The sequence below is a fragment of the Cupriavidus sp. TMH.W2 genome, from assembly GCF_050847365.1.
In the GTDB taxonomy this organism is placed as follows: Bacteria; Pseudomonadota; Gammaproteobacteria; order Burkholderiales; family Burkholderiaceae; genus Cupriavidus.
Genome location: NZ_CP193793.1, coordinates 2,075,385 through 2,098,973, shown reverse-complemented (window position 1 = coordinate 2,098,973; position 23,589 = coordinate 2,075,385). Strand labels below are relative to the sequence as shown.

Sequence of the window (23,589 nt, the reverse complement as noted above, 5' to 3'; positions counted from 1 at the left end):
GGTGCCGATGGCATGGCGACAAGTAACAAGGAGCATGAGGTGACGCAAGAGCAGTTTGGCAAGCCGGACCGGATGATTCCGGTGCGCAGCGTGTTCGGCATCGATTCCGGCCTGATGGTGCCGGCCTTCAGCCAGCGCGACGACCACGTGCCGGAGATCGATCCGGCCTACCGCTTCCAGCCCGAGGTGACGCTGGCGATCCTGTCCGGCTTCATGCGCGACCGGCGCGTGATGGTGCAGGGCCTGCACGGCAGCGGCAAGTCGACCCATATCGAGCAGGTGGCCGCGCGGCTGAACTGGCCCTGCGTGCGCGTCAACCTGGACGGGCATATCAGCCGGCTGGACCTGGTCGGCAAGGACGCCATCGTGGTGCGCGACGGGCGCCAGGTCACCGAATTCCAGGAAGGCATTGTGCCGTGGGCGCTGCAGCGCCCGGTGGCGCTGATCTTCGATGAATACGACGCGGGCCGGCCAGATGTGATGTTCGTGATCCAGCGCATCCTGGAGCGCGACGGCAAGTTCACGCTGCTCGACCAGAACCGCGTGATCCGCCCGCATCCTTCCTTCCGCCTGTTTGCCACATCCAATACCGTGGGCCTGGGCAACGTCAACGGCCTTTACCACGGCACGCAATTGCTCAACCACGCGCAGATCGACCGCTGGAACGTGGTGGCCACGCTGGACTACCTGCCGCATGACGAGGAAGCCGGCATCGTGCTGGCGCGCGTGCCGGAACTGGATAACGACGCCGGGCGCGCGCTGGTCGACGCGATGGTGGCGCTGGCCGGGCTTACGCGCCGCGGGTTTGCCGCCGGCGATGTGTCCGCGCTGATGTCGCCGCGCACGGTGATCAGCTGGGCCGAGAACTGCCAGATCTTCCGTGACCCCGCGCTCGCCTTCCGCCTGACTTTCCTGAACAAGTGCGACGAGGCCGAGCGGCCGGTGGTGGCGGAGTACTACCAGCGTTGCTTTGGGCACCTGCCGGGCGAGGCCGCCGGCGTCAGCGCAGAGTCGGAACCTGCGCGATGAGTGCGCCCACGGTCGCGCAGCAGTTGCGCAAGCGGCAGCGGCAAGATGAACTGTCCGGCGCCGCGGTGCGCGCGATCACCGGCGATGCGGCGCTGCATTTCCGCGACGGCCAGCTCTGGCGCGCGATGCGCCCGGTGCCGCAGCACGCGCCGCACCTGCGCACGGATCTGGAAACCGACACGGCCACCTGCCTGCGCGGTGCGGCCGATGGTGCAGCGCTGCGCCAGGCGCATTCCGACGCCGCGCTGCACCGGCAGCTATGCCCGGCCGATCCGGTCGAGCGCCTGGTCTTCGAACTGCTGGAGCAACTGCGTTGCGAGACCCGCCTGCCGCGCGGCATGCCCGGCGTGGCGGCCAACCTGCGCCACCGCTTCATGGCGTGGTCGCGGGACTTCCATCGCTCCGGACTGACCGAGGGGCATCTCGGCATCCTGCTGTACACCGTGGCACAGGTGGCGTGGTCGCGACTGACCGGCGAGCCCGTGCTGGCAGAGACCGAAGACCTGATCGAGGCCACGCGCGCCGCCATCGTGCCGGTGCTGGGCGCCTCGCTGGCCGGCCTGCGCGCCCAGCGTCACGATCAGGCCGTCTACGCCACGCACGCACTGGCGCTGGCCCGCGCGGTGGCGCGGATGATCCGTACGGAAGCCCCGCTTGCCGGCGCAGACGACGACAACGCGGCCTCGGCCGCGCGCGCCGGGTTTGCGCTTTGGCTGGACTTCGACGAACCGCCGGCGGAAGGCTTTGCGCTGGCTGACAGCGGCCACAGCCGCGTGCTGGCAGATGCCACCGGCGGCTACCGCGTCTTTACCACCCGCTACGACCGCGAAGTGCGCGCCGCCACGCTGGTGCGCCGCGCCTTGCTGGACGAGTACCGCACGCGGCTCGACGCACGCATCGCGCGCGCGGGGGTGAACATCGCCCGGCTGGCGCGCCGGCTGCGCGCCGCGCTGTCGCAGCCGCGCGTGGACGGCTGGTCCTTCGGCGAGGAAAGCGGCCGCATCGACGGCCGCCGCCTGGCGCAACTGGTCAGCTCCCCCGCCGAGCGCCGGCTCTTCCGGCTGGAAGCGCACAAGGCCCATGCCGACTGCGTGGTCGGCTTCCTGATCGACTGCTCCGGCTCGATGAAGGCGCAGGCCGAGCCGCTCACGCTGCTCATCGACATGCTCACCCGCGCGCTCGACCAGGCCGGCGTGGCCACCGAGGTGCTGGGCTTCACCACCAACGCCTGGAACGGCGGCCGCGCCCGCGCCGACTGGCTCGCGCGCGGCCGGCCCCAGCATCCCGGCCGGCTCAACGAAACCTGCCATATGGTGTTCAAGGACGCGCAGCGCAGCTGGCGGCGCGCGCGTACCGACATCGCCGCCTTGCTCAAGGCCGACCTGTTCCGCGAAGGCGTCGATGGCGAGGCCGTGGACTGGGCCTGCGCGCGCCTGCACACCAGCGGCAAGGCACGCCGCATCCTGGTAGTGGTGTCCGACGGCAGCCCCATGGATACCGCGACCGGGCAAGCCAACGACGCCTGCTACCTGGACAACCACCTGAAGGCCGTGGTGGCACGCCACGAGGCGCTGCGGGATGTGGAGGTGCTGGGGCTGGGGGTCGGGCTGGACCTGAGTCCTTACTACCGGCATACGCTGGCGCTGGATTTGTCGCAGCCGGTGGATATGGCGATGCTCGATGAGGTGGCGGGGCTGGTGGGGGCGAGGCGGCGGTAGCGGCCACGCTAGCGATCGACATGCTTGCGGCGTTCGCGTTACGCCTACACGGTCGGGAAATCGTACAAACCGAAGGCGCGCCCCCACCGCGCCGCCGCCGGCACGGATAACGACAAGGAGTCGATGTGAAGCCCAGAAACCGGCTGTCGTTGGGCCGGACCTTCAGGGACGTCGCTTGTCACCTAAAATATTGTCAAGGTGTTACGTAACCCGGTCACGCCGCCAACGCGAACTTCTGGAAACCGTTAGAGCCATGTCTCAATAACTGACGGGTGGTCTATGGTGCTGTCACTTCGCTATTTGGGAGTCTTGGGCATCTGCGCTTTGTTCACTGCTTGCGGACAGATTCCGTCCAGGCATGCTGCGTGCGGAGCTGATTCCTGTCGCCCTCGGCACGAGCACGAGATGCTGCAATCCGGCGAGGCGTCATGGTATTCGGCAACGTTCCAGGGGCGTCTGACCGCAAATGGAGAACGCTACGATGGCGGCGCCCTGACTGCCGCCCATCGAACATTACCGCTCGGCAGCTATGTGCGCGTCCGATCGTTGGCCACCGGGAAGTCGGTTGTCGTTCGCATCAATGATCGCGGACCATACGTCAAAGGCCGGATTATCGATCTCTCTCACGCTGCGGCGGAAGCCTTGGGTTTGCCAGACGCGCGGTCGATGCGCGTGCAGATTGAACGCTGATCCTCTGCTTTGGGCCGTTTTATGCCTACGCATGGGCCTTCAGTGACAACCCCACGAGCGCCGCGCGCCCTTATAACACCCACGCCGAAATCGCCGGCAGCATCAGGCTGGCCCCGATCCCGATCAACACCCCGAACGCCACCCTGCGCGTCGTGGTCGGCGAGAACGGCGGCGGGAAGCGCCGGCCTAGCAGCGTGGCGATCACCACCACCGGCACGGCAATGGCGGCCTGCACGCACACGGCGGTGTCGAGCTGTCCCTGCCAGGCCGAGAACAGCGTGCGCACGCTGGAGGTCACGGTAAAGACCAGGATCAGCGCGCAGCGGATTTCCACCGGCTTCATCGGCTGCCGGTAGAACTGGAAGATCAGCGGCGGGCCGGAGACGCCGAACATGCCGCTCAGCAGCCCACCGAATACTCCACTGACGAAAAATGTGCGGTCGCCCGAGCGTTGCGCCAGCGGCGCGGGCTTGAGCGCGGCACTGAGGCCGCCGTACAGGATCACGGCGCCAAGCAGCAACTGCAGCAGGGTGGCGGCGCTGCTGCTCAGGTATTCCAGCACCAGCACGCCCACCACCACGGACGGCAGGATGCCGATGGCCGCCGCGCCGACGGCGCGCCAGTCGATATGCTGCATCTTGCCGGGCAGCGCGCAGGCGCTGTTGGCCAGCGTCACCAGGCTGACCACCGCGGCCACGGTGGCCACCGGCGCCAGCCCCAGCCCGCTGGTGGCGCCCATCACGATCATGCCCAGGCCAAAGCCGGTCACCGTCTGGAAATAGGTGCCGGCGCCGAGCAGGGCCTGCAGGCCCAGCAGCGGCAACAACAATTCTGCTTTCATGCCGCCTGCTCGCCCTTGCCGGCCTGTTCCGCGGTGGCTTGCGCCTGGACCACGGTGACGGCGATGACATGGAACACATCGTCGGCGCTGCAGCCGCGCGACAGGTCATTGGCGGGCTTGCTCAGCCCCTGCAGCATCGGCCCGATGGCTTTGGCGCCGCCGACCCGCTCGGCCAGCTTGTAGCCGATATTGCCGGCCTCCAGGCTGGGAAACACCAGCACGTTGGCGTGCCCGTTCACCTGCGAATGCGCGACCTTGCGCGCGGCGATCTCGGCGACGATGGCGGCGTCGAGCTGCACGTCGCCGTCGATGGCCAGGTCCGGGCGCTGCGCGCGCACGCGCTCGGTGGCGGCCACGACCTTGTCCACCGCCGCGTGGTGGGCGCTGCCGCTGGTCGAGAACGACAGCATGGCCACGCGCGGCTCTTCCATCAGCAACGCGCGGGCGCTGTCGGCCGCGGCCATGGCGATGTCGGAGAGCGCCTCGGCATCGGGATCCACCACCAGCCCGCAGTCGGAGAAGATCAGCCCGCCCTTGAGCGTGTGGAAGGGCTCGCACAGCATCATCAGGAAGAAGCTAGATACCAGCCGGAAACCGGGCGCCAGCCCGATCAGCTGGATCGCGTTGCGCACCACGTCGGCGGTGGTGTGGGCGGCGCCCGCCACCGAGCCGTCGGCATGGCCCAGCCGCACCATCAGGTTGGCGAAGCACAGCGGATCGAGCACCGCGCGCCTGGCTTCATCCAGCGTCATGCCCTTCTTCTGGCGCAGCGCAAAGAGCTGCTGCGCGAACGAAGGCGTGAGCGCCGAGGTGGCCGGGTCGGCCAGCGTCATGCCGTCCAGCCCGATGCCGTGGATGGCCGCGGCGGCGTTGATCTGGCGCGTGTTGCCGACCAGCACGATGCGCGCGATGCCTTCCTGCGTGGCGCGCTGCGCGGCCTGCAGGATGCGCGGGTCTTCGGCCTCGCACAGCACGATGCGGCGGGGCGCGGCACGGGCGCGGTCGATGATGCGGAGGATGGCTTTCATGGCGGGATGGCTGTGTAGAACGGAAAAAAGGGCCGGAGCCCTTGTCATGCTTGCGGTGTGCTCCCCTCTCCCGCGTGCGGGAGAGGGGCAGGGGGTGAGGGCAGGCGGTGGCATGCCACCAGCCGGAACTTTGTGGAGATCCCCGCCCTCACCCCAACCCTCTCCCGCTTGCGGGAGAGGGAGCGCACCGATCGCAAGCGGGGCGCCTGTGCAAGCTCAGACTCAGACGTAGTCCTTGTACTTGTCCAGGTAACGCACCGGCTTGGCCAGCGCATCGCGGCGGAACGGGTCGCCCAGTTCACGGGTGCACATGATCTCGATGATGGTGGTCTTGCCGTGGTTCATCTGCAGGTCGATGGCGCGCTTGAGTGCCGGGCCCACGTCTTCCAGGCGGTCCACCACGATGCCTTCGGCGCCCATGGCCTTGGCGATCTCGGCGAAGCTCTGGTTGTCGAGCTCGCCCGCGACGAAGCGGCGGTTGTAGAAGTCCACCTGGTTCTTCTTCTCCGCGCCCCACTGGCGGTTGTGGAACACCACCGCGGTCACCGGGATGTTGTGGCGCACGCAGGTCATGGTTTCCATCAGGCTCATGCCCCAGGCGCCGTCACCGGCATACGACACGGCCGGGCGGTGCGGTGCCGCGACCTTGGCGCCGATGATGGTCGGGAAGGCGTAGCCGCAGTTGCCCCAGCTCATCGCCGCGAAGAAGCTGCGCGGCTTCTCGAAGCGCAGGTAGCTGTTGGCCACCGAGTTGATGTTGCCGATGTCGGTGGACACCATCACGTCTTCCGGCATGGCCTTTTCCAGCTCGCGCAGCACCTGGCGCGGATGCAGGTACTGGCCGCCGGTGGGCGTGCGTTCCTGCTTCTGCTCTTCGATCATGTCCAGGCTGTACGGGTCGCGCTCATGGGTCCAGTCGTCCAGCTCCTTCTCCCACGCGGCCTTTTCATTGGCGATGTCGGTGGCGCGGGCGTCGCGGCTGGCGTCGCAGGCCAGCGTGCGCCCGGCCAGGCGCTGGGTCAGCGCGACGGCGGCGGCCTTGGCGTCGCCGCAGATGCCCACCGAGATCTTCTTCACCAGGCCCAGCATCTTGTGGTCGGCGTCGATCTGGATGATCTTGGCGTTCTTCGGCCAGTAGTCCATGCCGTGCTGCGGCAGCGTGCCGAACGGCCCCAGGCGCGAGCCCAGCGCGATCACCACGTCGGCGCGCGAGATCAGCTTCATCGCGGCCTTGGAACCCTGGTAGCCCAGCGGGCCGCACCACAGCGGGTGGCTGGCCGGGAACGAATCGTTGTGCAGGTAGCTGTTGACCACCGGCGCGCCCAGGCGCTCGGCCAGTGCCTTGCATTCCTCGATCGCATCGGCCATCACCACGCCGCCGCCCGAGATGATCACCGGGAACTTGGCGTTGGCCAGCAGCTCGGCGGCTTCGTTCAGGCTCTGCTCGCCGCCGGGGCCGCGGTCGAGGCGGCGCGGCTGCGGGATTTCGACGTTGACCTTGCCGTAGAAGTGGTCGCGCGGGATGTTCAGCTGGGTCGGGCCCATTTCCGCGGTGGCGCGGTCGAAGCAGCGGGCCGTGAACTCGGCCATGCGCGCCGGGTTGGTGACGTGGCCCTGGTACTTGGTGAACTCCTGGAACATCGGCAGCTGGTTGGCTTCCTGGAAGCCGCCCAGGCCAATGCCCATGGTGCCGGCCTCGGGCGTGACGATCACCACCGGGCTGTGGGCCCAGTAGGCAGCGGCGATCGAGGTCACGCAGTTGGAGATGCCGGGGCCGTTCTGGCCGATCACCACGCCGTGGCGGCCCGACACGCGGGCGTAGCCGTCGGCCATGTGGCCGGCGCCTTGTTCGTGCACCACCGGGATCAGGCGGATGCCCGCCGGCGCGAAGATGTCCATCGCATCCATGAAGGCCGAGCCCATGATGCCGAACATGTCGGTCACGCCGTTGGCGGCCAGCGTTTCAACGAAGGCTTCCGACGGGGTCATGGTCTGCGGGCCGGCAGGAACCTGGCTTTCCTTCGCGGCGGCCGAGCCACCGGAAACGGCGGGATTCGAAGTGGTATCGAGGTCGCGCATGGCGTTTGTCTCCTGATGAGGGTCTTATAAAGTGGAACAAGGCGTTCCGGAAAATTGCGTGTTGGGGGAAATGTAGGCGGAAGACTTCCGTTGGTCAATAGAAAGTTTTGATTTACGGAATGTAATCGACAAAAAAACGAGACAAATAGGATTTTTGGTGCTGTGTAGAGCACTATTGGCCAGTGCAAGTGAAGGCTGCGCGGCGCAAGGGCGGGAAATCAGCGAGACAATGCAGCGCCGATGACATGCCGGCGCCGGGAAGGAAGGGCAGGGATGGGGGGCCGCGGGTTACGCGGCGGAGGGAAAAAAGAGGGGGGTCAGCGCTGCGACAGCGCCTCCAGCACCGGCAGGTTGCCCTCGCCGAAGCCGTCGTGGCCGTCGCGCTGGACGATTTCGAAAAAGAATTCGCCTGCCTCGCGCCTGGCGAACGCCTGCTGGAAGCGATCCCGCGTGCCGTCGGCATGCACGGCGCCGTCGACGAGGATGCCGTAGCGCTGCAACGCGGCCAGGTCCAGCCCATGCCCGGGCAGACGCGTGTCGACCGAATCGTAGTAGGCCGCCGGCGGCTGCACGAACTGCACGCCGTTGCCCGCCAGCGCCGCGGCGCTGGCGAGCAGGTCGGCGCTGGCCAGCGCAATGTGCTGGATACCTTCTCCGTGCTGGTCTGACAGGTAATGCCGCATCTGGTCATGGCGCGGCGTTCCCTTCTCATACAGCGGAATGCGAATACGCCCGCACGGCGACACCAGCGCGTGCGCCTCGCTGGCAACCTGGATTTCGCGGAATCCCAGCACCTTGCGGTAGAACTCCAGCCATTCATCGAGATGGCCGGGGTCGACCGCCTGGGTCAGGTGGTCGACGCGCAACAGACCCGCGCCGGGCGCATCGGCGGCCTGCGGCAGCGGGCGGAAATCGACGTCGTAGATGGAGATATCGCCCACGTCGCCCGGCCGGCCTTCCTTGCCGCGCCAGCGGTCGATGAAATAGAGGATGGACTGGCCGATGCCCTGGATGGCGGGGATATTGAGCTCCATCGGCCCCACCGTGCCCCCCTCGAACGGCCAGGCGCCGGCTTCCAGCGCGCGGGCGAAGGCGGCCGCGGCATCGTCCACGCGGATGCCGATGGCGCAGATCGACAGGCCATACTCGCTGGCATAGCGCATCGCGAACGAATCCGGCTCGGCATCGACGATGAAATTCATCTCGCCCTGGCGGTACAGCTTCACGGCCTTGTGGCGGTGGCGGGCAATGGCGGCAAAGCCAAAGCGTTCCAGGGTCCGGCCCAGCGCGGCCGGGTCGGGCGAGGCAAATTCGATGAACTCGTAGCCCTGGATGCCCAGCGGGTTGTCCCAGGCCTGGATTTCGTCCGCGCGCGGGGAAGAGACGTCTGCGGCGTTCATTGTCGTTGCTCCTGTTGGGTGGCGTGGGGGCGGTGCCGAGCCATTGCGGCGACGATCGGATCATAGCAACGCACGCCCGCCGGACCGCGTCCGGAAGGCGAGCAGCGGCACCTCGTAGAAACCCGAACTGCGCGCCTTGATCGCGCATGTGCGTTCACTGATCGCGCAATATGGCTTGTCGGACGCTTGGCGAGGCCGTTGCCGACCACTAATCTCCGGTCAACCCAACGCGTTACGGCACTGCGGCGGCCCCGCCGGTCGGCCGCCAGGCCAACGCCCCCGAACCTCTGGAAGATCATGATCAACGGCAAGACCACGCTCATCCCGCACCTTGGCTATCCCACTGAGTCGTTCAAGGCGCCGATGATCTACAACCCCTGGTTTGCGCAGCAGGACATCGATGCGGTGGTGGTTCCGATGGGCGTGAGGCCCGACGACTATGCCGAGGTATTCCGCTCGCTGTTCCGCCTGACCAACATCCGCGGCGCGCTCGTGACCATGCCGCACAAGGTCGCCACCATGGAACTGGTGGACGAGCTCACGCCGGCAGCCCGCATCGCTGGCGCCTGCAACGCCGTGCTGCGGCGCGACGACGGCACGCTGGTCGGCGAGCAGTTCGACGGCACTGGCTTTGTGCGGGGCATCGCGCGCAAGGGCTGCCGGCTCGAAGGCGCGCGCGCCGTGGTCTCGGGCAGCGGCGGCGTGGGCAGCGCGATTGCCGCGTCGCTGGCTGAAGCCGGCGTGGCGGAACTGGCGCTGTTCGATGCCCGCGATGGCGCCGCGCGTGCGCTGGCCCGGCGCCTCGCCGAGCATTACCCGGCCTTGCGCGTGACGACCGGCTCGGCCGATCCGCATGGTTGCGACGTGGTGGTCAATGCCACCCCGCTTGGGATGAATCCCGGCGATCCGCTGCCGTTCGACGTCGCTCGCATCGACCCCGGTGCCATGGTGGGCGAGGTGGTGATGAAGCACGAATACACCCCCTTCCTCAAGGCGGCGCTGGCGCGCGGCTGCAAGGTACTGGTGGGCACCGACATGCTGTTCGAAATGATCCCGGCCTACCTCGAGTTCTTTGGCTACGGCACGACCACGCCCGAAGCGCTGCGCGCGGTCGCGCAGATCCGGTACTGAGGGCAGGCCCCCGATCAACCGCCGCGCGGATGCCGTCACATAAAGGCACGCCGGCAAGCATTTCCTATCCAATGGTGGAGACAGACAAGATGACAACGACGCAAAAGGAGCTGCCGGCCGGTGCCACGCCTGCAGCGCACGGCAACTCGCTCGGCGACAGGATCCGCGCGGCCTTTGCCTTCGGCAAGGTGCGCTGGGGCATGCTGGCGCTGGTGTTCTTTGCCACCACGCTGAACTACATCGACCGCGCCGCCCTTGGCGTGCTGCAGCCGGTGCTGGCCAAGGCCATGTCCTGGACCGCGCAGGACTACGCCAATATCAACTTCTGGTTCCAGGTGGGTTATGCGATCGGCTTTGTGCTGCAGGGCCGGTTTATCGACATGGTCGGCGTCAAGCGCGCCTTCGCGCTCGCGGTGCTGCTGTGGAGCATCGCCTGCGGCGCGCATGCGTTCGCGGCCTCCGCGGTCGGATTCATGATCTGCCGCTTCTTCCTGGGTTTGGCGGAGGCGGCCAACTATCCCGCCTGCGTCAAGACCACGCGCATCTGGTTCCCGGCGAGCGAGCGCGCCATTGCCACTGGCATCTTCAATGCCGGCACCAATGTCGGCGCCATGCTGACGCCGATCATGCTGCCGCTGATCCTGCAGGCATGGGGCTGGCAGGCCGCGTTTATCGCGATAGCCTCGCTGGGTGCGATCTGGCTCGTTTTCTGGCTTGCGCGCTACCACAACCCGGAACAGCACCCGACCGTCAGCGCCGCCGAACTGGCCCATGTCACGCGCGATGTCGAACCGGCACCGCACCGCATCCGCTACGCGCAGATCCTGCGCATGCGCGGCACCTGGGCCTTCGCCATGGCCTACGCCATCACTGCGCCGGTGTTCTGGTTCTACCTGTACTGGCTGCCGCCGTTCCTGAACCAGCAGTACCAGCTCGGCATCAGCGTCACGCAGATGGGCCTGCCGCTGATCGTCATCTACCTGGCGGCCGATGTCGGCAGCGTGGGCGGCGGCGCGCTCTCGTCGTGGCTGATCAGCCGCGGCATGCCGGCGGTGCGTGCGCGCCTGCTGTCGATGCTGATCTTCGCGGCGTGCATTACCTCGGTAGTGATGGCCGCCGGCGCCAGCAGCCTGTGGATGGCCGTGGCCGCGATCTCGGTCGCCATCGGCGCGCACCAGGCGTGGACCGCGAATATCTGGAGCATGGTGATGGATTACACGCCCAAGCATGTGGTCAGCTCGGTGTTCGGCTTCGGCGGGATGATCGGCGCCATCGGCGGCATGTTCATGACGCAGCTGGTCGGCTACGTGCTCACCGCGACGCACAACAACTATTCGGTGCTGTTCACGATGATCCCCTGCGCCTACTTCATCGCGCTCACCTGGCTCTTCTTCCTGGCTCCGCGCAAGGTGCCGGACGTCGCCTGACCTTTTTCATCGCATCACAACAACTCAACACAGAGACAAAACCCCGATGCAAAAACGACTGATTGCGCTGCTCGCGCTCGGCGCGGGCAGCCTGCCCGCTGTCGCCCAGACTGCCGGTGGCGTCACGCTCTACGGGCTGCTGGATACGACTATCCGCTACAGCACCCATGAAGACGCGGCCGGCCACGGCCGCACCCAGATGACCGATGGCGTGCTCACCGGCAGCCGCTGGGGCCTGCGCGGCACCGAGGATATCGGCGGCGGCAACAAGGCCTGGTTCATCCTGGAGTCGGGTTTCGCGCCCGACACCGGCATCAGCCAGCAGGGCGGGCGGCTGTTCGGGCGCACCGCCGTGATCGGGCTCGACGGCGACTACGGCAAGCTGGCGCTCGGCCGCCAGTACACGCTGGCGCACGAGCTGCTCTCGTCCTACGAGGCCATGGCCTTTGCCAACAACTCCATCGTCGGCTACCAGGGCGGCAATTACACCGGGCTGCGCTACGACAACACCGTCAAGTACATCAAGAGCTTTGGCGGCCTGCAGGCGGCCGCGGCCTACACCTTCGGCGAGGTCCCAGGCAGTATCAAGAGCGGCTCGGCTGCGGCCGGTTCGCTGGCCTATACCTCGGGGCCGCTGGAGATCGGCGCCGTGTACCAGCAGACGCAGAACGTCACCACGGCATTCTTTGGCGCGGTGCCGGCGGCTCAGGCCAGCAAGCAGACGGTGTGGGGCCTGGGTGGTACGTGGAAGGCGGCACGGGCCCAGTATTACCTCGGCTACACCAACAACCGGCTCGATGTGGCGGACTACCGCAACAACGTCGGCTATGTCGGGACGCGGTTCAATATCACCGACGCGCTCGCGTTTATCGGCACGCTGCAGTACGACTGGCTGCGCCACGCGGGGCAGGGCGGCAAGCGGCTGACCACCGCCGGCATGCTCGACTACAACTTCAGCAAGCGCACCGATGTGTATGTGGAGGTGGATTACACCCACCTGCAGGGGCAGTGGATTGCGCTGAACAGTGCGCCGGCGTTTGCCAGCAGCGGCAATACTTATGGCAATGCCTCGCGCCTTGGCGTGATGGCGGGGGTGCGGCACAAGTTCTGATGGTGTCTGACGGCGCTTGCGCACAGCGATGCAGTGCCAAGCCTTGCAAGCCGGCTCCCTCCCGCTTGCGGGAGAGACCGATGCACGCGGGCCATGCCGGCTTGCGTCCAAGAACCGACACGTCGTCCCCGCGAAGGCGGGGACCCGGCGACTTCAAAGACGCTGGATTCCCGCCTGCGCGGGAATGACGGAGTGGGGTCAACGTTCTAAAGAAGCGGTTCCTGGGTAGGGTTGGGGAGAGGGCCGGCATGTCCACGAAGTGCGGCGCAGTGGTATGCCTGCGCCTGCCCTCACCCCCGGCCCCTCCCGCAAGCGGGAGGGGAGCAAACCGCCGGCCTGCCAGGGCCTGCGGCAAGACTCAAGCTTTCCCTGACTCAGCCTGAACAGTCGTCACCAGCACCAGCGCCTCAACCGCCAACGCATATCCCTTCACCCCCAGCCCCGCCATCACCGCCCGCGCCGCCGGCGAGATCCATGAGTGATGCCGGAACGCCTCGCGCGCGTGCACGTTGGAGATGTGGTACTCGACCAGCGGCACCGACGCGCCCTTGATCGCATCGTGCAGCGCGATCGACGTATGCGTCAGCGCGCCGGCATTCAGCACCACGCCGATCATTTCCCCTTGCGCGCACAGCCGCCCGGCCTCGTGGATCCAGTCGATCAGCTGGCCTTCATGACTGGTCTGCCGGCATTGCGCCTCCAGCCCGAGGCGGTGCGCGGCTTGCTGGCAGATGCGCTCGACATCGGCCAGCGTTTCGCTGCCATAGACCGCGGGCTCGCGGGTGCCGAGCAGGTTGAGGTTGGGCCCGTTGAGCACCAGTACTGTCTTCATTGTGTCTCCTGTTGCGTCTCACGTGAGCGGCCGCGCCACTGGCGCGGCCATCGCGGATAGCCTATCGTTAGCTCCTTCATCGATCATCGACGGCCATGGAAACTCAGAATGCGCTCACCGCGAACAATGACCCGTTCCTGCGGGACCTGCGGCTGTTCTGCACGGTAGCGCGGCGCTCCAGCTTTATCGCCGCCGCCAACGAGACGGGCATCTCGCCGGCCCATGTCAGCAAGCGCATCGCCATGCTCGAGGCCATGCTCGGCGCCAGACTGTTCCACCGCACCACGCGCCGCGTCAGCGTGACAGCCGAGGGCGAAAGCGCCTTCGCGTGGGCGCAGAAGATCCTGGAAGACGTGGACGGCATGCTTGAAGCCGTGGGTGCCACCGGTGGCGAGCCGCGTGGGCTGCTGCGCATTGCCACCAGCGTGCGGCTCGGGCGCCTGCATGTGTCGCCGGTGCTGTCGCTGCTGCGCCAGCGGCATCCGGGGCTGGAGGTCTGGCTGGAGTTGCTCGACCGGCGTGTCGACCTGATCGGCGAGAGCTTCGACCTGGACATCCGCGTGGGCGAGGTCGAAGAACCTCACCTCATCGCCAGCAAGATCGCCACGGGCAGCCGCGTGCTTTGCGCGGCGCCCGCCTACCTGGCGCGGCGCGGCATGCCGGAACACCCGGGCGAACTACCCCGGCACGACTGCCTGCTGCTGCGCGAACGCGACCAGGCCTTTGGCGTATGGCGGCTGCAGGGACCGCACGGGTGGGAGACAGTAAAAGTGACCGGGCCGATGGCATCGAACCATAGCGACGTCACCCATCAGTGGGCGCTGGGAGGCTTCGGCATCATCATGGCCTCGGTCTGGGACGTGGCCGCGAGCGTGCGCGCGGGTGAGCTGGTGCGCGTGCTGCCGGGCTGGCAGCAGCCGGCCGATATCTGGGCCGTGACCAGCGCGCGGGCGTCAGCCTCGGTCCGAATGCGCGCCTGCCTTGAGTTCCTCAAGGCGCAGCTGTCAGAGGGCACGCACGCGCTGGCGACGGCGCTGAACTAAAGCACCCGCATGATCAGCAATGCGGTGTCCTGCAACACCTGCAGCACCCGGTCCAGCGCCTGCTGCGGGGTCTCGTCGCCAATCGGCATATTGACGGAGAGCGCGGCAATCACCTTGCCGTGGCGGTCGCGCAGCGGCACCGCGATGCCGCGCACACCAGTCTGCAGCTGCTGCTCCAGCATGGCGTAGCCCTGCGCGCCGGCCTTGCGGATCTCTTCGAGCAGGCGCTCGTGCTGCAGGATGGTGTAAGGGGTATAGGGCGCGAGCACGACAGATTCCAGCCATGCGCGTACCTGCGCCTCGGGGCGCGAGGCCAGCATCATCACGCCGGCCGACCCCAGCGGCGCCGGCACCCGCGCGCCCAGCACGAAGCCGGTGCTCATCACGCGGCTGGTGCCGGTGCGCGCGATGAAGACCAGTTCCCAGCCATCGAGCACGCTCAGGTAGGCCGCCTCGCCAAGCTGAGCGGTGATCTGCTGCAGGAAGGGCTGCACCGTGCGCGGCAGCCGTGCTGAATCGAAATAGGACCAGCCCACCTTGAGCACGCGCGGCGTCAGGCTGAACAGCGTGCCGTCGCTGGTGGTGTAGCCCAGGTGTTCCAGCGTCAGCAGATAGCGGCGCGCTGCGGTGCGCGTGAGCCCCGTCAACTGTGCCGCCTGGGTGGGCGTGAGGCGCGGATGGTCGTTGTCGAAGGCCTCCAGGATGGCCAGGCCTTTCTCCAGCCCGGCGATCCAGTCGCGCCGGTTCAGCGGTTCTTTTTCCATGGTTAACCCGAGTTTCGCGCGTATGATGATCGCAATGGAGCGATTGTCGCACGCCTGCGCGCGAATTGTGGTTGTTGACGGACTGGCTGGCTCATAACCTTTGGGCAATACCGCCACCTTGCCATTGCCATGACCGCCGTTCGCTATCCCCTCCCGAAATCGATCGCCACTGTCTCGCTGTCCGGCACGCTGCCGGAAAAGCTGGAAGCCGCCGCGGCCGCAGGCTTCGACGGGGTTGAGATCTTCGAGAACGACCTGCTGCATTTCGACGGCTCGCCCGCCGAGGTGCGCCGCATGGCGGCCGACCTGGGCCTGCAGATCCTGCTCTACCAGCCCCTGCGCGACTTCGAGGCCATGCCCGGCGAGGCGTTTGCACGCAATATGGCGCGCGCCGAACGCAAGTTCGATGTGATGGCGCAGCTTGGCGCGGAGATGGTGCTGGTCTGCAGCAATGTGCAGGACGTGGCCATCGACGACCCCGCCCGTGCCGCCGCCGACCTGCGCCAGATGGCCGAGGCCGCCGCGCGGCGCGGCCTGCGCGTGGGCTATGAGGCGCTCGCGTGGGGCCGCCATGTGCGCCGCTGGCAGCAGGCGTGGGACATCGTGCGGCGCGCCGACCATCCCGCGCTGGGGCTGGTGCTGGACAGCTTCCATACCCTGTCGCTGGGCGATTCGCTGCAGGGCCTCGACGCGGTCCCGGCGGAAAAAATCTTTTTCGTGCAACTTGCCGATGCGCCGCGCCTGTCGCTGGATGTGCTGTCGTGGAGCCGGCACTACCGCAACTTCCCCGGCCAGGGCGACTTGCCCGTGGTTGAGTTTGCCCGCGCCGTGCTGCAGGCGGGCTACGCCGGCCCGTTGTCGCTCGAGGTGTTCAACGACGACTTCCGCGCGGCGCCGGCACGGCTGACGGCGCAAGACGGGCTGCGCTCGCTGATCTGGCTTGAGTCTGAGGCCGGCGGCGCGCCGCTGCCCGCGCCGCCGGTGCTCGGCGGCGTGGATTTCGTGGAGTTCGCGGTCGATTACGTGGCTGGCCGCGAGCTGGCGCAACGGCTGGAATCGCTGGGCTTTGCCCATGCCGGCCGCCACCGTTCCAAGGCGGTCGACCTCTACCGCCAGGGCGGCATCAACCTGATCCTGAATGCGGAGCAGGACAGCGCCGCCGCCGAGCACTTCCAGCTGCACGGGCCGTCGGTGTGCGCCATCGGCCTGAAGGTGGACGACGCCCGCCGCGCCATGGCGCGCGCCAGCGCGCTGCTGTGCAAGGAATGGCGCCAGCCGCTCGGTCCCGACGAGCGGGTGATTCCCGCGCTGCGCTCACCCGACGGCATGCTGTTCCACCTGATCGACGACCGCGATGCCGATCGCAGCATCTACGAAAGCGACTTCACGCTCGATGCGCCGGCGGATGCCGTCCACCACGGCGCCGGGCTCTGCGCCATCGACCATCTCGCGCAAGCGCTGCCGGCGAACCGGCTCGACAGCTTTGTGTTGTTCTATCGCTCGGTGTTCGGCATGGAGCCGGAGGCGGTGCATGAGATCGCCGACCCATATGGCCTGGTGAAGAGCCGCGCCATGGTCAGTCCCGGCCAGCATGTGCGTATCCCGCTCAATGTGTCCGAGAGCGATCGCACCGCCACCGGGCGCTTTGTTGCCGCCTACGCGGGCTCGGGCGTGCATCACATTGCCTTCCGTTCGGACCATATCGAACAAACGCTGGAAGCGATCGACCGCGGCCGCGCCGCGATGCTGCACGTGCCGGACAACTACTACGACGACGTCGCCGCGCGGCTGGCGCTCGACGATGCGCTGCTGGGTCGCCTGCAACGCCTCGGCCTGCTCTATGACCGGGACGCGCACGGTGAATTCCTGCACGCCTATACCGCGCCCTTCCACGAACGGTTCTTCTTCGAACTGGTGCAGCGCGCCGGGTACCTGGGCTATGGCGTGGCCAATGCCGCGGTGCGCATGGCTGCGCAGGCGCAACTGCGGCACGGCTGAGGGCCTACGTGGCCACGGCCGGCAGTGCACGCTCGCGCGCCGCGGCCACCGTGCCACCCACGCCGCTGGCGGCTATCAGGGCAACGCCAAGCACGGACCAGGCATCGGGCAGGTAAGCGAACGCCAGCCAGCCGCCCAGCATCGCGAAAGCGATCTGCAGGTAGAGATAAGGCGTGAGCAGTCCGACCGGCGCGCGCGCATAGGCAAGCACCAGGAACAGGTGGCCGGCGGTGCCGGCAAGCGCCATGCCGGCGAGCAGGCACCAGTGCCACAGCGTGAGTTGCGCGGTCCATGCGAACGGCAGCGCCGCGGACAGCAGCACCGTGGCAACGCAGCCGGTATAGAAGTGCGTGGTGCCGGCGCCATCGGCGCGGGTCAGCACGCTGGTCAGCAGCTGGTAGGCGGCATTGCACAGCACGGCCACCAGCGGCAACAGCATCGCGGGCTGCAGCCCGACACCCGGCCGGATCACCACCAGCGCCCCGGCGAACCCCGTCAACAGGCAGAGCCAGCGCACGGCCGACACACGCTCGCCAAGCATGGCCGCCGCGGCCAGCGCCATCACCAGCGGCGTCAGGCTCACCACGGCGGTGAACTCGCCTACCGGCAGGACCTGCAGGCTGAAGAACGCGCATCCGCTGGACAGCAGCATCGTCAGCGCACGCGCGCACTGCAACAGCGGCCGGCGCGTGCGCAGCAGGGCGCGGCCGCGCGCCGGCAGCAACACCGTGCCGGTCAGCGCCGCCTGCACCAGGTAGCGCAGCCATAGCGCCATCACGACCGGCACGGCCGCGCCGGCGATCTTTGTCAGCGTGTCGAGCGCGGCAAAGCAGGCTACCGCCGCCACCATCAGCAAGATGCCTTGCAGTTCCCGGGTCCCTCCCATGGGGCTCACGCCGCTGGCCGGCAAGCTGCGCCTGCCACGGCCATCCCTGTCTGCATCATGTCACCGGTCCATGTTGGCTTTGTCTTTGTGTGCAGGTTACCGGCAGGGGCGGGGGCAATCCGCGCAATCGATGGAAAGTCAGAATTCGCTGGCAGCGAATAATCCAGGAGGGCGACGGCCAGGGCGCGGGGTGTTGGCTGCGGGCCCCGACACGCACACAAGGTCTGCATCGGACCATTGCCGGCCGGGCCGTGCTATGTTTGCAGCAGCAGCGCCCCGCAGAGGGCGGCAAACCAGAACAAGACACTCCGGAGTCATTCCCATGGGCAGCACCTCCACCCCTAATACGCTCGCGCCGCTGCGCGACTTCATCACCGGCCTGGCTGCGCTGCTGGACCAGCACCCGGACGAGCCCCGCATCCTGCGCGAAGGCGGTGCCCTGCTGGCAAAGCTGGTCGCACGCGACGACTGGCTGCCCGATGCCTGGGCCCAGCCGCACCCCGAGTACTACCAGCAGCACCTGCTGCATTGCGATTCCGCCGAACGCTTCTCGGTCGTCAGCTTTGTCTGGGGACCGGGCCAGCGCACGCCCATCCACGACCACACCGTATGGGGCCTGATCGGCATGCTGCGCGGCGCGGAAGACGCGCAGCCGTTCGTGCTCGACGCCGCCGGCCGGCCCGTGCCGCAGGGCGGCGCCGTGCGCCTGCTGCCGGGGCAGGTCGAGGCCGTTTCGCCCACGGTCGGCGATATCCACCGTGTCAACAACGCGCATGACGACCGCGTCTCGGTCAGCATCCACGTGTACGGCGCCAATATCGGCGCGGTGCGCCGCTCGGTCTATGCCGAGGACGGCACGCGCAAGCCCTTTGTCTCCGGCTATTCCAACCAGACCCTGCCCAACCTGTGGGACCGTTCCCGCGAAGTTGCCCAGTCATGACCACGATTACTGCTACGCAAGCCGCACCGGCCTTTCCGACGTATTCGCCTGAGGAGGTGCGCAAGGCCCTGCTCGACCGCGACGAGATCGCGCTGATCGACGTGCGGGAGGAAGACCCCTTCGCCCAGGAGCACCCGCTGTGGGCCGCCAATTTCCCGCTGTCAAAGCTTGAGATCGAAGCGTGGGCGCGCATCCCGCGTCGCGACACCCTGATCGTTGTGTACGGCGAATACGCCGGCGCGGATCTGGCGCCGCGCGCCGCTGCCGTGCTGCGCGAACTGGGCTATACGAGCGTGCATCTGCTGGCAGGCGGGCTGCGCGCCTGGATCGACGGCGGCGGTGAGGTGTTCCGCGATGTCAACGTGCCGAGCAAGTCGTTCGGCGAAGTCGTGGAAGCCAGGCGCCACACGCCGTCGCTGGCGGCCGAGGAAGTGCAGGCGCTGATCGACAGCAAGGCCGACGTGGTGATCGTCGATGCACGCCGCTTCGACGAGTACCAGACCATGAGCATTCCCACCGCCACCAGCGTGCCGGGTGCCGAGCTGGTGCTGCGCGTGCGCGAGCTGGCGCCGGATCCGCACACGCGCGTGATCGTCAACTGCGCCGGGCGCACGCGCAGCATCATCGGCACGCAGTCGCTGGTCAATGCGGGCATCCCGAACCCGGTGGCGGCGCTGCGCAACGGCACCATCGGCTGGACCCTGGCCGGCCAGCAACTGGACCACGGCGCCAGCCGCCGCGCCCCCGCCTCGGTCAGCGATGCCAACCGCGACAGCGCCCGCCGCGGCGCGCGCGAGATCGCCGACCGGGCCGGCGTGCGCCGCATCGCGCTGGCGCAGCTCGATACGCTGCAGCAACCCGGCCGCACCGTGTACCGCTTCGATGTGCGCACGCCCGAGGAATTCGCCGATGGCCACCTGGCGGGCTTCGTCAATGCGCCGGGCGGCCAGCTGGTGCAGGAGACCGACCACTCCGCACCAGTGCGCGGTGCGCGCATCGTGCTGGCGGACGACGATGACGTGCGCGCCAGCATGACCGGCTCATGGCTGGCGCAGATGGGCTGGGACGTCTGGGTGGTGGAACCGGTGGCGGCGGCCGAACGCAGCGAAACCGGCGCCGTCGCCGCACCGGTGCCTGCGTCAGCGCCCGTATCGACCGTCACCGCAACTGAACTGGCCGCATGGCTCGATGCAGGCGATGGCAGCACCGCTGTCCTGGATTTCACCGCCAGCGCCAACTACGTCAAGCGCCATATCCCCGGCGCGTACTTTGTCATTCGCGCCCAGCTGGCCGACGCGCTGCCACGCATTGCGCAGCCCAGGCGCTACGTGCTCACCTGCGGCTCGAGCCTGCTGGCGCGCTTTGCCGCGGCCGACCTGCGGCGCCTGACCGATGTGGACGTGTTGGTGCTGGAAGGCGGCACGCAGTCATGGCTTGCCGCCGAGCTGCCGCTGGAAAGCGGCGAAACGCGCCTCGCCTCCGAGCGTACCGACCGCTACCGCAGGCCGTATGAAGGCACCGGCAATCCGCGCGAGGCGATGCAGGGTTACCTGGACTGGGAGTTCGGGTTGATCGCGCAGCTGGAGCGCGATGGGACGCATGGGTTCAGGGTGGTGTAGGGCTGCTGCATGATATGCAGTGACACTGCATATCATGCAGCGAAGTCGGCGGCAGTGGGAGAGGGGGCCGGCAGGCCCTAGAGCCGAAGCAGCAGGCGCAGAGCCTCTTCCACCTTCCGAACGTGATTGGCCGCTAACGTGGCCACCGGCCGACCGCCCATGAACCGGTGATTGGATACCGCACGGACCTGGTCGATCAACAAGTCCGTCTCATAGGCCAGGCCGGGCAGCTTCCCCAGTGCAACCCGTAATGGGAAACAATCCTCGCGTTCGATTTGCGATGTGCCCGGCACGATGATCGTGGTCGGGTGCCCGGCGTCGTTGAGCAAATCCGTCTGGATGACCAGAGCCGGCCGGTTGCGTTTGGCCGGCTCTTCCCGATGGGTCTGGGGATTGAGATCGACCTCCCAGATCTGCCCGCGCTTCAACTCAGTCAAGGCCGTCCCCGGCCGATGCGTCCATGTCTTCGCTGGCGGCCAGGTGCTTTGCCGAGAGCTTGCGGGAAAGCATGGCGATACGGGCGGCCATTTCCCGCTCATTCTTCTCGCGCACGGCATCGCGGATGTAGTCGGAGGTTTTCTGGCCCGCTGCCTTTGCCAGGGCACGCGTCTGCTCGGCCAGTTCTTCGCCAGCGCGGAAGGACAAAGTCGTTCCCTGCATAAATGGCTCCGTACTTGGGTAGTACGGAAGTATAGCGCTCATTTGTCACTCGTTTTTGTATTACAAAATTGCAACACGGGGGATATGCCGGCTTTGGTATCGCGACTTGAGCTTAGCGGGGAGGGTAACTGGCAGATAGCGGATGAGTCTGAAAGCTCCCGGAAGGCTTCCGGTCTTTCTGCAGCAAGGGAACGAACCTGGCGATTCCCGGTCAATCGTAATCATTCCGTTACAATGCTGTCCTGCAGCATCCCACCGGCAGTCCAGACCGCGGACCCGCCGGCGATGCCGTCAACGCCCCCGACCCAATGCGATTGTTGTTCTTGCTGCTGACTGCCATGTGCTTGTCGCTACTCTCCTTCGGAGCGGCGGCGGACGCGCGCACGGCGTGGTCAGGGCAGCCGCAGGTGGGCGCGGATCTGGTGGAGATGGCGTCGGCCCAGCCCGTCGACGATCTCGGCCGGATCGTCGTGCCCGGCGACGACGGCTTGCACGACGACGATCCCTGCGACGACCTGCCGCCCGGGTACTGCAATATCTGGTCGGCCGACCTGCTCGATCCGCTCGACCTGCTCGACGAGATCGAAGAATCCAGCGCGCTCATCGCGCTGCCGCCAGTGAAGCTGTTGCTGCCCACCGGCGACGTGGCCCGGCACCCGCCTGGCCGCGCCGACCCCCCGCCTTCGGCCTTTTTCCGGCCGCCCATTTCCCGCGCCTGATCGTTTCCTGCGCCCGCAACGCTCGCGCTGCCACATGCAGCCATCGAGCCGCGGGCCGCGTCCCCTTGCCTGATATCGCCAGCCTGCCTGCTGCCTGACCGCAGCGGGCAAGCCGCAGCCGTTGTGCGTCCTGCCGTGAATCCGTCCCCGTGACGGCTTCGCCCCGGGGCGGGCGGCAGCATGGCGAGAGGCAGCCGTATTGCTTGCTTTCCCGACTCATGACAACAACCAAGCTGACCCTGATCGCGTCGCTTTCGCTGATGGCGCTTGCCGTGGCTCCGGCCCAGGCCGGCGCACAAGGCGGGGCACCCGCGAAGGCAACGGACGTGGCCGGTGCCGCGCCCACCGCCCGCGCACCTCTGTCCGAACCTGCTGCCGCGCCCATGCCGGGCGCCGCTATCGTTGCGGCCGCGGCCGTGCCCAAGCCTGCATCCGCCGCATCGGCTGGCGTCCCGGCGGGGCCCGCCTACTCCTTGTCCCAGTTGCTCGACCTGGCCCAGTCCACCAACAAGGGCGTGGCTGCCGCCGAGGCCAATGTCGATGCGGCCAGCGCAGCCATCAGCAGCGCGCGTGCCTATCCCAATCCGCAGGTGGAGGTGATGTATGGCCGCCTGTCCGGCAAGCAGCCGGGCGTGAGCAGCGGCAATGCGCCCAGCTACGCGGTCGTGCAGAAGCTGGACTACCCGCACCAGCGCAGCCTGCGCGAGGCCATGGCCAGCCGCGGGCTGGAGTCGTCGCAGGCGGTGCGGCAGGGCTTCCGGGCCGACCTGGCCGCGCGCGTAAAGACCGGCTATTACGACGTATTGCGCCGCGAGAGCGAGCTGCACGCCGCCGAGGAAGACCTGGCGATGATGCGCCAGATCCATTCGCGCGCGCGGCTGCGCGTGGAGGTGGGCGAGGCGCCGCGCTATGAACTGATCAAGGCCGAGACCGAACTGCTGGCCTCGCAGAAGAGCCAGCAGACCGCCGAGCTGCGCGTCAACCAGGCCAAGGCCGCGCTGCGCCAGCAGGTGGGCGGCGCGATGCCGGGCCAGTTCTCGCTGGCCGGCGCGCTGGGCCAGTCGCCCGACGTGGCGCCGCTGCCGCTGCTGCGCGACACCATGACCGCCGGCAATGCCGAGCTGGTCCAGCGCCGCATGGAACTGGAGCGCGCGCAGTTGGGCGTCGATTACCAGAAGTCGCTGCGCTGGCCGGAAGTGGCGGTGCGCGCCAGCACCGACCGCCAGCCTGACAACAACGTCTCGCAGATCGGCCTGATCCTGACCATCCCGCTGTGGGACCGCCGCAGCGGCCCGGTGGGCGAGGCCACGGCGCAAGCCACGCAGGCGCGCAGCGCCCTGGAAGCGCGCGAGTTCGAGCTGACGCAGGAACTGGAATCCGCCTACCGCCAGTACGAGATCAACCAGGCCCAGGTGACCGCGCTTGAGTCCGGCATCGTGCGCGAGGCCGAGTCGGCGCTGGGCGTGGCCGAGTCCGCCTACCGCTTCGGCGAGCGCGGCATCCTGGACTACCTCGATGCCCAGCGCGTGCTGCGCGGCGCGCGCAATGAGCTGATCGCCGCCCAGTACGACCTGCAGCTGGCCGCCATCCAGATCGAAAAGCTTATGTCGACCGCCCCGGGCGCCACCGCCGCGCCGGGCCTGCAGCCGGCTTCCAACATCGAACCCAAATAAC

At 67.7% G+C, this 23,589-nt stretch carries 21 protein-coding genes; 12 read left to right on the top strand and 9 right to left on the bottom strand.

The features are described from left to right. Window positions 1–12: 12 nt before the first annotated feature. The 3 genes from ACREYQ_RS26995 to ACREYQ_RS26985 all read left to right on the top strand — a co-directional run bounded on the left by ACREYQ_RS26995 (window position 13) and on the right by ACREYQ_RS26985 (window position 3,437). Window positions 13–1,029, top strand: coding sequence for an AAA family ATPase (locus tag ACREYQ_RS26995; RefSeq protein WP_432261036.1), 1,017 nt, complete (start codon window positions 13–15; stop codon window positions 1,027–1,029). Next, window positions 1,026–2,747 (top strand): cobaltochelatase CobT-related protein, encoded by a 1,722-nt coding sequence (locus ACREYQ_RS26990; RefSeq protein ID WP_432261035.1) that lies wholly within the window; start codon window positions 1,026–1,028, stop codon window positions 2,745–2,747. The genes ACREYQ_RS26995 and ACREYQ_RS26990 overlap by 4 nt, the downstream gene beginning before the upstream one ends. A gap of 405 nt (window positions 2,748–3,152) precedes the next feature. Then, complete coding sequence (locus ACREYQ_RS26985; protein ID WP_432261034.1) at window positions 3,153–3,437, top strand: septal ring lytic transglycosylase RlpA family protein; 285 nt, start codon at window positions 3,153–3,155, stop codon at window positions 3,435–3,437. Between the two features lie 70 nt (window positions 3,438–3,507). Here ACREYQ_RS26985 and ACREYQ_RS26980 read toward each other — a convergent pair whose 3' ends face one another. The 4 genes from ACREYQ_RS26980 to ACREYQ_RS26965 form a co-directional block, all read right to left on the bottom strand. Further along, window positions 3,508–4,278 carry a TSUP family transporter gene (locus tag ACREYQ_RS26980; RefSeq protein ID WP_432261033.1) on the bottom strand — a complete coding sequence of 257 codons (771 nt, stop codon included), beginning with the start codon at window positions 4,276–4,278 and terminating at the stop codon, window positions 3,508–3,510. After that, window positions 4,275–5,306: a phosphate acetyltransferase gene (gene pta / locus ACREYQ_RS26975; RefSeq protein WP_432261032.1), complete on the bottom strand. Its 1,032-nt coding sequence runs from the start codon at window positions 5,304–5,306 to the stop codon at window positions 4,275–4,277. The genes ACREYQ_RS26980 and pta overlap by 4 nt, the downstream gene beginning before the upstream one ends. Before the next feature lie 222 nt (window positions 5,307–5,528). After that, complete coding sequence (gene xsc, locus ACREYQ_RS26970; RefSeq protein WP_432262671.1) at window positions 5,529–7,295, bottom strand: sulfoacetaldehyde acetyltransferase; 1,767 nt, start codon at window positions 7,293–7,295, stop codon at window positions 5,529–5,531. A gap of 407 nt (window positions 7,296–7,702) precedes the next feature. Beyond that, window positions 7,703–8,785, bottom strand: coding sequence for a 4-hydroxyphenylpyruvate dioxygenase family protein (locus tag ACREYQ_RS26965; protein ID WP_432261031.1), 1,083 nt, complete (start codon window positions 8,783–8,785; stop codon window positions 7,703–7,705). Between the two features lie 297 nt (window positions 8,786–9,082). Here ACREYQ_RS26965 and ACREYQ_RS26960 point away from each other — a divergent pair, with 297 nt between their 5' ends. The 3 genes from ACREYQ_RS26960 to ACREYQ_RS26950 all read left to right on the top strand — a co-directional run bounded on the left by ACREYQ_RS26960 (window position 9,083) and on the right by ACREYQ_RS26950 (window position 12,454). Next, the gene (locus ACREYQ_RS26960; RefSeq protein ID WP_432261030.1) at window positions 9,083–9,916 is read left to right on the top strand and encodes a shikimate dehydrogenase family protein; all 834 of its coding nucleotides are present in this window, start codon (window positions 9,083–9,085) and stop codon (window positions 9,914–9,916) included. A gap of 89 nt (window positions 9,917–10,005) precedes the next feature. After that, complete coding sequence (locus ACREYQ_RS26955; RefSeq protein WP_432261029.1) at window positions 10,006–11,343, top strand: MFS transporter; 1,338 nt, start codon at window positions 10,006–10,008, stop codon at window positions 11,341–11,343. A gap of 46 nt (window positions 11,344–11,389) precedes the next feature. Continuing rightward, the gene (locus ACREYQ_RS26950) at window positions 11,390–12,454 is read left to right on the top strand and encodes a porin (RefSeq protein ID WP_432261028.1); all 1,065 of its coding nucleotides are present in this window, start codon (window positions 11,390–11,392) and stop codon (window positions 12,452–12,454) included. A gap of 358 nt (window positions 12,455–12,812) precedes the next feature. Here the strand turns inward: ACREYQ_RS26950 and aroQ are convergent, their stop codons facing one another. Beyond that, a complete protein-coding gene (aroQ, locus tag ACREYQ_RS26945; RefSeq protein WP_432261027.1) occupies window positions 12,813–13,286 on the bottom strand; it encodes a type II 3-dehydroquinate dehydratase in 474 nt (157 codons plus the stop codon). Between the two features lie 95 nt (window positions 13,287–13,381). Between aroQ and ACREYQ_RS26940 the strand changes: the two genes are divergently transcribed. Beyond that, the gene (locus tag ACREYQ_RS26940) at window positions 13,382–14,329 is read left to right on the top strand and encodes a LysR family transcriptional regulator (protein ID WP_432261026.1); all 948 of its coding nucleotides are present in this window, start codon (window positions 13,382–13,384) and stop codon (window positions 14,327–14,329) included. Here ACREYQ_RS26940 and ACREYQ_RS26935 read toward each other — a convergent pair. Continuing rightward, window positions 14,326–15,093: an IclR family transcriptional regulator domain-containing protein gene (locus ACREYQ_RS26935; RefSeq protein ID WP_432261025.1), complete on the bottom strand. Its 768-nt coding sequence runs from the start codon at window positions 15,091–15,093 to the stop codon at window positions 14,326–14,328. The genes ACREYQ_RS26940 and ACREYQ_RS26935 overlap by 4 nt on opposite strands. 129 nt (window positions 15,094–15,222) lie before the next feature. On the opposite strand from ACREYQ_RS26935, the gene ACREYQ_RS26930 reads away from it, so the two are divergent. Beyond that, on the top strand, window positions 15,223–17,091 hold the full coding sequence (locus ACREYQ_RS26930; RefSeq protein ID WP_432261024.1) for a bifunctional sugar phosphate isomerase/epimerase/4-hydroxyphenylpyruvate dioxygenase family protein: 1,869 nt from the start codon (window positions 15,223–15,225) through the stop codon (window positions 17,089–17,091). A 4-nt stretch (window positions 17,092–17,095) separates the two neighbouring features. Here the strand turns inward: ACREYQ_RS26930 and ACREYQ_RS26925 are convergent, their stop codons facing one another. Then, window positions 17,096–17,977 carry a DMT family transporter gene (locus tag ACREYQ_RS26925; protein ID WP_432261023.1) on the bottom strand — a complete coding sequence of 294 codons (882 nt, stop codon included), beginning with the start codon at window positions 17,975–17,977 and terminating at the stop codon, window positions 17,096–17,098. 322 nt (window positions 17,978–18,299) lie between these two features. Between ACREYQ_RS26925 and ACREYQ_RS26920 the strand changes: the two genes are divergently transcribed. Both ACREYQ_RS26920 and ACREYQ_RS26915 read left to right on the top strand, forming a co-directional pair. Next, entirely contained in the window at window positions 18,300–18,917 is a 618-nt protein-coding gene (locus tag ACREYQ_RS26920; RefSeq protein ID WP_432261022.1) for a cysteine dioxygenase, read from the top strand. After that, entirely contained in the window at window positions 18,914–20,536 is a 1,623-nt protein-coding gene (locus tag ACREYQ_RS26915; protein WP_432261021.1) for a rhodanese-related sulfurtransferase, read from the top strand. Before ACREYQ_RS26920 ends, ACREYQ_RS26915 begins: the two co-directional genes overlap by 4 nt. 77 nt (window positions 20,537–20,613) lie before the next feature. On the opposite strand, the gene ACREYQ_RS26910 is transcribed toward ACREYQ_RS26915, so the two are convergent. Next, window positions 20,614–20,973, bottom strand: a complete 360-nt coding sequence (locus ACREYQ_RS26910) for a type II toxin-antitoxin system PemK/MazF family toxin (protein ID WP_432261020.1) — start codon at window positions 20,971–20,973, stop codon at window positions 20,614–20,616. Next, entirely contained in the window at window positions 20,966–21,196 is a 231-nt protein-coding gene (locus tag ACREYQ_RS26905) for an antitoxin of toxin-antitoxin stability system (RefSeq protein ID WP_432261019.1), read from the bottom strand. The genes ACREYQ_RS26910 and ACREYQ_RS26905 overlap by 8 nt, the downstream gene beginning before the upstream one ends. Before the next feature lie 323 nt (window positions 21,197–21,519). On the opposite strand from ACREYQ_RS26905, the gene ACREYQ_RS26900 reads away from it, so the two are divergent. Together ACREYQ_RS26900 and ACREYQ_RS26895 are read left to right on the top strand one after the other, a co-directional pair. Beyond that, window positions 21,520–21,915 (top strand): cobalt-zinc-cadmium resistance protein, encoded by a 396-nt coding sequence (locus tag ACREYQ_RS26900; protein ID WP_432261018.1) that lies wholly within the window; start codon window positions 21,520–21,522, stop codon window positions 21,913–21,915. 218 nt (window positions 21,916–22,133) lie between these two features. After that, window positions 22,134–23,588: a TolC family protein gene (locus ACREYQ_RS26895; RefSeq protein ID WP_432261017.1), complete on the top strand. Its 1,455-nt coding sequence runs from the start codon at window positions 22,134–22,136 to the stop codon at window positions 23,586–23,588. Window position 23,589: the final 1 nt, after the last annotated feature.

Bases quoted from the DNA above. Each gene is read 5' to 3' on its own strand.
- ACREYQ_RS26995 (WP_432261036.1), top strand. From the start codon at position 13: ATGGCGACAAGTAACAAGGAGCATGAGGTGACGCAAGAGCAGTTTGGC.
- ACREYQ_RS26990 (WP_432261035.1), top strand. From the start codon at position 1,026: ATGAGTGCGCCCACGGTCGCGCAGCAGTTGCGCAAGCGGCAGCGGCAA.
- ACREYQ_RS26985 (WP_432261034.1), top strand. From the start codon at position 3,153: ATGCTGCAATCCGGCGAGGCGTCATGGTATTCGGCAACGTTCCAGGGG.
- ACREYQ_RS26980 (WP_432261033.1), bottom strand. From the start codon at position 4,278: ATGAAAGCAGAATTGTTGTTGCCGCTGCTGGGCCTGCAGGCCCTGCTC.
- pta (WP_432261032.1), bottom strand. From the start codon at position 5,306: ATGAAAGCCATCCTCCGCATCATCGACCGCGCCCGTGCCGCGCCCCGC.
- xsc (WP_432262671.1), bottom strand. From the start codon at position 7,295: ATGACCCCGTCGGAAGCCTTCGTTGAAACGCTGGCCGCCAACGGCGTG.
- ACREYQ_RS26965 (WP_432261031.1), bottom strand. From the start codon at position 8,785: ATGAACGCCGCAGACGTCTCTTCCCCGCGCGCGGACGAAATCCAGGCC.
- ACREYQ_RS26960 (WP_432261030.1), top strand. From the start codon at position 9,083: ATGATCAACGGCAAGACCACGCTCATCCCGCACCTTGGCTATCCCACT.
- ACREYQ_RS26955 (WP_432261029.1), top strand. From the start codon at position 10,006: ATGACAACGACGCAAAAGGAGCTGCCGGCCGGTGCCACGCCTGCAGCG.
- ACREYQ_RS26950 (WP_432261028.1), top strand. From the start codon at position 11,390: ATGCAAAAACGACTGATTGCGCTGCTCGCGCTCGGCGCGGGCAGCCTG.
- aroQ (WP_432261027.1), bottom strand. From the start codon at position 13,286: ATGAAGACAGTACTGGTGCTCAACGGGCCCAACCTCAACCTGCTCGGC.
- ACREYQ_RS26940 (WP_432261026.1), top strand. From the start codon at position 13,382: ATGGAAACTCAGAATGCGCTCACCGCGAACAATGACCCGTTCCTGCGG.
- ACREYQ_RS26935 (WP_432261025.1), bottom strand. From the start codon at position 15,093: ATGGAAAAAGAACCGCTGAACCGGCGCGACTGGATCGCCGGGCTGGAG.
- ACREYQ_RS26930 (WP_432261024.1), top strand. From the start codon at position 15,223: ATGACCGCCGTTCGCTATCCCCTCCCGAAATCGATCGCCACTGTCTCG.
- ACREYQ_RS26925 (WP_432261023.1), bottom strand. From the start codon at position 17,977: ATGGGAGGGACCCGGGAACTGCAAGGCATCTTGCTGATGGTGGCGGCG.
- ACREYQ_RS26920 (WP_432261022.1), top strand. From the start codon at position 18,300: ATGGGCAGCACCTCCACCCCTAATACGCTCGCGCCGCTGCGCGACTTC.
- ACREYQ_RS26915 (WP_432261021.1), top strand. From the start codon at position 18,914: ATGACCACGATTACTGCTACGCAAGCCGCACCGGCCTTTCCGACGTAT.
- ACREYQ_RS26905 (WP_432261019.1), bottom strand. From the start codon at position 21,196: ATGCAGGGAACGACTTTGTCCTTCCGCGCTGGCGAAGAACTGGCCGAG.
- ACREYQ_RS26895 (WP_432261017.1), top strand. From the start codon at position 22,134: ATGACAACAACCAAGCTGACCCTGATCGCGTCGCTTTCGCTGATGGCG.